Here is a 1873-nt window from a genome sequence, read left to right on the forward strand (position 1 = left end):
CACGAGCTGCTTGGTGAGCACCAGGCGGCCGAGCATGGCGAAGCCCATGGCAGGCAGGATGTTGGCGGCAACGCCGCAACCATCAATGATGAAGGACGGGACGAAGTCGAGCAGGCCCTGGATGGCATCGGAGCCCAGATAGAAGGCGCCGCCGCACAGCAGGAAATACTCAAGGCAGCCCCAAAGACCCATGCCCCAATGAACGGCGTAAATGCCTTTAAGGTTTCCCTTGAGGGCGAACCTGTCTGCCATATCGACAAACACGGTGAACAAGGCACTAGTAATGTTGCCGATCGTCAGCGAAAGGACAGCGATGGGCATGGCGAGCGCGATGGCCGTCTCGGTACCCTGACCGAGCTGAATGGCAAACGCGCAGGCGAGCACGCCGCCGATGGTTTCGTTAGGCGGCACGTAGGCGCCGATGGAAACCGAACCCATGAACAGCAACTCCAGGCTGGCGCCGACGGCAAGGCCGGTCTGCAGGTCCCCCAGCACCAGGCCCACGAGCGGGCACAGGACGATGGGGCGGAACGCGTAGAGGGTGCCGAGCTGGTAGTCGAGGCATCCAAACGCTCCGACTAAGCCGACGAGGATTGCTTGGACAAGCATAATTCCTCCCAATAAGGAATCTCGAACCGTCGTCACTCCCGTCGCGCGCGTTGTTGATATCAATTCCGGGAGTTCGATTCCACGGCTCGAAGCGTACCTGGTGTGCTGCTAACACCCATGCCAGGCACAAATGATTTGATACCAATTATAGATATGCAGGTTCTTACTATTTAATACCACTCGCTCAGCGGGGTGTTTTTTACCGTAAACGGCAGACGTATCCCATCAGGCGCGCTCTTTGTTTCGATGGCGGACAAGCGCCACCAGAAAGCCATCGCCAAAGGCATCGGATGCCAAGTTGGCCACAATCACCAAAACGATAATCGCCGCGCCCAAAAACTCGTTCCAGCGAAAGACCTCGCCAAAGAAGAGCGCCGACCAGCAGGGAGCGAGCACGACCTCGCTCATGCAAACCAAGTTGGCCGCAAACGCGTTGGTGCGCGCGATCCCCTTGGCATACAGCACGCTCGCAAGACCGCTGCAAAAAAGGCCATGCACCAGCATGAGCCCCCACTCAAATGGCCTCACGGAGTCTAGGGCGCCGGCAAAATAGACGATCGGAAGCATCGAGATACCGCAGGAGATGAGCGAGGACACCATGGGCGACGCATCGGGGCGAGAGTTCAAAAAGAAACACAGCCCAAAGGTGGCGCCCGAAATGACCGCAAGCAGATTTCCGAGCATGCCCTCGGCACTCAAATCACCTAAAAAGAAAAGTCCCATACCCGTAAAAGCAACCACCACGGAGGCAATCTTCGCAGGCGAGGGCAACGTGCGAGTTGCGAGCGATTGATACACGATAACAAAAATCATCGAGGTGTACTGCAGGACGATCGCGTTGCCGACCGTCGTGAGCTGGTTGGCAAAGTTAAACGTGGTGCCCGTCACGAAGTTGCAGACGGCCACAAGGACAATAAGACGGCTGACGCGGAGGACGGGCCTGCCAACGAGCAGGATAAAGAGCGCCATAAATATTGCCGTAACGGCACCGATCAAAAGAGCTGACTGCGAATTGGCGCGAACGAGGATGCCGATAAAACTCCACAAGAGCGCCGTGCCAAATAGATACATCGCCCCGCTCACGCCATTATCGGGTGGATTGTCAGATCGAATCACGAAGCACCTCCAGCTAGCTTTCGGTAATAAAAAACGGCGACCGCAATAGGTCGCCGTTTCCCTTGGGGGCAGAATAAAACGCAGGAACCTACGCCAGCACGCCGAAGAACGCGCCGATGATGCCCACGACCATGGTGGCCACGATCAG

2 protein-coding genes are annotated in these 1873 nt (G+C 57.1%); both read right to left on the reverse strand.

What is annotated here, in order from left to right; translation table 11 throughout:
• Nucleotides 1–609, reverse strand: a 609-nt coding sequence (locus tag PGW49_RS10295) for a PTS mannose/fructose/sorbose/N-acetylgalactosamine transporter subunit IIC (RefSeq protein WP_270226435.1), incomplete at its 3' end; no start/stop codon positions are given.
• Nucleotides 610–834: 225 nt separating this feature from the next.
• Nucleotides 835–1578, reverse strand: coding sequence for a DMT family transporter (locus tag PGW49_RS10300; RefSeq protein ID WP_270226436.1), 744 nt, complete (start codon nt 1576–1578; stop codon nt 835–837).
• Nucleotides 1579–1873: the final 295 nt, after the last annotated feature.

Origin of the sequence: Collinsella aerofaciens (assembly GCF_027679495.1) — a bacterium.
Classification (GTDB): Bacteria; Actinomycetota; Coriobacteriia; order Coriobacteriales; family Coriobacteriaceae; genus Collinsella; species Collinsella aerofaciens_AK.